The sequence below is a fragment of the Alteromonas sp. AMM-1 genome (genome assembly GCF_047290655.1).
GTDB classification, from domain to species: domain Bacteria; phylum Pseudomonadota; class Gammaproteobacteria; order Enterobacterales; family Alteromonadaceae; genus Alteromonas; species Alteromonas mangrovi.
Window position 1 is genome coordinate 1 of sequence record NZ_JBLBUE010000233.1, and the last position, 4,256, is coordinate 4,256.

Sequence of the window (4,256 nt, forward strand, 5' to 3'; positions counted from 1 at the left end):
GCAAATACCGAGAGTAGCCATGCCAGCGCTAGCCAACTCACCAGTGTATTGCTTTTTGCCGTGTGTTGCCCGGTTACCAAATACTGGTAGAGGTGTCCAGCAATCACACCTTGCCAGCCTGTTGCTGTGCGACGCCAGCGATAGACCACCCAAAGTAGCAGCACTAATGGGATTAGTGCATAAAACCATTCAGGGCGTAGGAAGTGAAAATCTGCAGGGAGAAAATTCAAGGCACTGTTCATGATACGGCCTCTTTGCTGCCAGCCAGTCTGAACCAGATACTTCGCAGGAATATACCAATCACTGGCAGCGCACTAAGTAACAATGCCAGGGCCAGCGGATAGTAAAATAACGCCGTTAGCGGGCGCATTTTACGTGCTTCGCCTTCAATCGGTTGAAGCTGATCGAGCATCGCGTAAATGTTGTTTAACTCGGCGGCATTGCGCGCTCGGAAATACTGGCCGCCCGTTGCTTTCGCAATATCGGTTAACATGGTTTCGTCCAACTCTTGCGAGGGATTTACCTGTCTGCTGCCAAAGAAACTTGAAACAGTCATGGCATCAGCCCCCACACCAATGGTGTAAACCGTAACCTGAGCATCCACTGCAAGTTCTTTTGCTTGTTGTGGTGTGATATTACCGGCCGTGTTCTGGCCGTCAGTCAGCAATATGAGTACGCGGTTTGATTCAGCTTTTTGTTCAAATCGCTTTACAGCAAGACCAATAGCATCGCCAATCGCCGTTTGTTCACCTACCAGGCCTATTACTGCCTCGTCCAATAAGGTTGCGACGGTTTCCCGGTCATAGGTGAGGGGCGCTTGTAAATAGGCCGTGTCGGCGAACAGAATCAACCCGAGGCGATCGCCAACCCGGCGTTGAATGAAGTCATACAGTACCGATTTGATCATGGTCAGGCGATTAACCTGACGGCCGTTTACCATCATGTCTTCAATTTTCATACTGCCAGACAAATCCACCGCCAGCATCATTTCACGCCCTTCATTTGGCACGTTAACCGGCTCACCCAACCATTGCGGCCGGGCTGCAGCCAGTACCAAACAAATCCACATCATGGCGGCCAGTATCAACCAACCGCGTTTTGCTGCTTTAGGTGATTTCGATTGCGGCAGATTGTTAATTAAATTCGGTACCCGCAGCGCAACATCCGTTTGCTGAGTTTTAGGACTCAGCAAGCGAACGATGAAGGGTAAGGGCAGAGCAAACAGCGCCCACCACCAGGCAAACTCAAACATGACTTGCCTCCCGCGCTTTTACTGCCGTCTCTATGGGGGGAACTCGCCTAAAATTAGCTTGGTTCAACCATACAGTTGCCGCTGAAAAAATATCGCTGGCTTCTGCGTCTGTACAAGGTGCTTGCTGATACACCTTGCTGGTCATGACTTCCAGTCCGGCCATCACGGATTTTGCGTGCTTGTTGCTAACTTCACTTTGCAAAAACTGTAGCCACTGATTGCCGTGTAAAACGGAAACGGTTTCAGCGCCGAAATAGTGCTTCGCAACGCGTTTGAGTAATTGATTGGTATTTACCGCGGCCTGGCCTGGCTCAGTAGCGAAGGCGGCAAGTGTTGCCAGTGCCTCACGCTTGGCTTTAGTAAATTGGCGGTGAAGATACCAGGTGCGTATTGACAGTACGGTAACCAGCAATACCAACGCAATAACAGCCCACCAACCCCATGCCAGCGGCCACCAATCTACGCCAGTTGGCGTTTGAATATCATTTAACTGGGCTAACGGGTCCATATTGGCTGCCTCCGCAAGCGTTCAAGTTGTTCGGTTAGAGGGATACCGGCATCAATAAAGCCCAATCCAGTTTTACAGCGGCCAAGACTGTCTTTCACCTGCTGCCAGCGCGCTTGTTGGCTGGCGGAATAATGTTTTGCAAGCACCGGATCGCCTAATGTCCAGGTTTGCTTTTGCTCGCCGTCGGTAACATTCACACTCTGCGTGTGGCGAAGCGTTGGCAAGGTATGTTCAAGCGGGTCGGTGATGGCAATGGCACTCACTTCACAATGCCGGCTAATTTGGGTTAAGTGCTGAAGCGCACGCTCATCAAGGTGCAAAAAATCACTGATGATATACACCAGACTACCGGGCCTGGCCAGACGGCGCAGCCGGGACAAAGCCTGTTCCAGATTTGCCTGAGGGGCTTGAAGCTGGGCCCGACTCGCTTCATTCTGACACTGCATCAGTTCATGACAAATACTTAAAACCGCGCGCTTGCGGCTTAATGGTTTACATTCTTTATGAGAGTAATCCGAATAGATTAACGCGCCCACTTTGTCGCCGCGTTGCGCTGCTGCCCAACTGATTAATGCACTCAAATGCGCTGCCTGAACGGCTTTGAGCAGCAGTTGGGTGCCAAATTGCATCGAGCCCGATAAATCACACAAAACAAATACCGGGCGCTCGCGCTCTTCGCGGTACACCTTGGTGTGGGTTTTTCCGGTGCGCGCAGTCACACGCCAGTCGATGGCACGAATGTCATCACCCGCCTGATAGTGCCTGGCTTCATCAAACTCCATACCACGCCCCTTGTGTTTAGTCAGGTAACTACCTGCCAAACGCGCCTGAGGCGTGCGTGTGGGTTTCATGTCTAACAGCCCGGCAAACTGCTTGTATTGCAGCAGTTCCTTTACATTTAACTGAATGCCATTGGACTGCAGGCTATTGAGCTGTTGTTGTACGGCAATCATTGATTAAGGCACAGCGACCAGATTTAATATGGTGTCCAAAACCTGATTGGCGGTTACACCTTCCGCTTCGGCCTGATAAGACAGGATCAAACGGTGGCGAAGCGCATTGTGGAACACAGCCTGGATGTCGTCGGGACCAACGAAATCCCTGCCGGCCAACCACGCATGGGCACGGGCGCAGCGATCCAGTGAAATGGTGGCACGAGGGCTGGCACCAAATTCAATCCACTGAGCTAATTCAGGTGAATAATTTTCAGGGCGACGCGTGGCCATAATCAACTGCACTAAATAGGTTTCCAGTGCGGGGGCCATGTGCAGTGCCAATGCCGCTTTACGCGCAGCGAAGATATCTTGCTGGCTCAATGTAGGTGGAAGCGCTGTGGGCTTACTCAGCTCTTCGTTGCGCGTTAATTGCAGGATTTGCAGTTCGGTGTCGGCATCCGGGTAATCAATTTCCAGGTGCATCAGGAAGCGGTCTAACTGCGCTTCTGGCAGGGGATAGGTGCCTTCCTGCTCCAGCGGGTTCTGCGTTGCCATTACCAGAAATAGTTCTGGTAGAGCATAGGTTTTGTTGCCAACCGTAATTTGGTGCTCAGCCATGGCTTCGAGCAGCGCAGATTGCACTTTTGCCGGCGCACGGTTAATTTCGTCTGCCAGCACCAGATTATGGAACAAAGGACCTTGCTGGAACACAAACTGGCCTGTTTCCGGGCGATAAATATCCGTACCCGTTAAATCGGCGGGTAGTAAATCTGGCGTAAACTGTACGCGGTGAAAATCGCCATCAATACCCTTAGCCAGGGCGTTGATGGCTCGGGTTTTCGCCAATCCTGGTGGGCCTTCTACTAACAAGTGGCCGTCGGCCAGCAGTGCAATCAGCATATTCAGCGTGAGTTGAGACTGACCGATAATTTGTGAATCAAGATAGGCGTGTAACTGCCTGAACTGCTCAGCTGCCATAGAGTTTTCTAACCTTGTTATCGTTATTGAATCACAGAGCCTATACTTACTGCTCCGTGTTGGAATTGAAGCTATCTGACTGTTAAGTCAATATAAGGTTCCCTTATTCTGTTTCAAGCTACTTTTTCTCATCAAGAGATTAATTGTTGCAAAATATTCTTCTGCGGATTTGCTATTTGTTTAATTGTTTGTAAAAATCGGCGCATTGATAACAGGTCTGACCACTACCAGGTCTACAACAAGGGTTTTAAATAATGGCTAAACAGCAATCGGTTACAACGCGTGATGGCGATCGCATTGCCATTGTCGCTGGGCTTAGAACGCCCTTCGCAAAAATGGCGACGTATTTTCACGGTGTTCCCGCCGTGGATTTGGGCAAAATGGTGGTAAACGAGCTTCTGATCCGCAATGCCGTTGATCCTAAATTAGTTGATCAACTTGTTTACGGTCAGGTAGTTCAAATGCCAGAAGCCCCCAATATTGCACGCGAAATCGTTCTGGGCACCGGGATGAATGTGCATACCGACGCCTACAGCGTATCACGCGCTTGCGCAACTAGCTTCCCGTCTACGGTGAATATCGC

General features: G+C 50.6%; 4 protein-coding genes and 2 pseudogenes. 1 reads left to right on the forward strand and 5 read right to left on the reverse strand.

From position 1 onward, the window contains the following. From ACLR2L_RS19220 to ACLR2L_RS19240, 5 genes and pseudogenes are all read right to left on the reverse strand, one after another. Positions 1-242: pseudogene (locus ACLR2L_RS19220) on the reverse strand (hypothetical protein); the annotation flags it as partial. Next, positions 239-1,252 (reverse strand): vWA domain-containing protein, encoded by a 1,014-nt coding sequence (locus ACLR2L_RS19225; RefSeq protein WP_413370513.1) that lies wholly within the window; start codon positions 1,250-1,252, stop codon positions 239-241. The pseudogene ACLR2L_RS19220 and the gene ACLR2L_RS19225, both read right to left, overlap by 4 nt. Beyond that, complete coding sequence (locus ACLR2L_RS19230; RefSeq protein WP_413370515.1) at positions 1,245-1,760, reverse strand: DUF4381 domain-containing protein; 516 nt, start codon at positions 1,758-1,760, stop codon at positions 1,245-1,247. Before ACLR2L_RS19230 ends, ACLR2L_RS19225 begins: the two co-directional genes overlap by 8 nt. Beyond that, the gene (locus ACLR2L_RS19235; protein WP_413370517.1) at positions 1,748-2,713 is read right to left on the reverse strand and encodes a DUF58 domain-containing protein; all 966 of its coding nucleotides are present in this window, start codon (positions 2,711-2,713) and stop codon (positions 1,748-1,750) included. The genes ACLR2L_RS19230 and ACLR2L_RS19235 overlap by 13 nt, the downstream gene beginning before the upstream one ends. A gap of 3 nt (positions 2,714-2,716) precedes the next feature. Continuing rightward, positions 2,717-3,673, reverse strand: a complete 957-nt coding sequence (locus tag ACLR2L_RS19240) for an AAA family ATPase (RefSeq protein ID WP_140955909.1) — start codon at positions 3,671-3,673, stop codon at positions 2,717-2,719. A 254-nt stretch (positions 3,674-3,927) separates the two neighbouring features. On the opposite strand from ACLR2L_RS19240, the pseudogene ACLR2L_RS19245 reads away from it, so the two are divergent. Beyond that, positions 3,928-4,256: pseudogene (locus ACLR2L_RS19245) on the forward strand (acetyl-CoA C-acyltransferase); the annotation flags it as partial.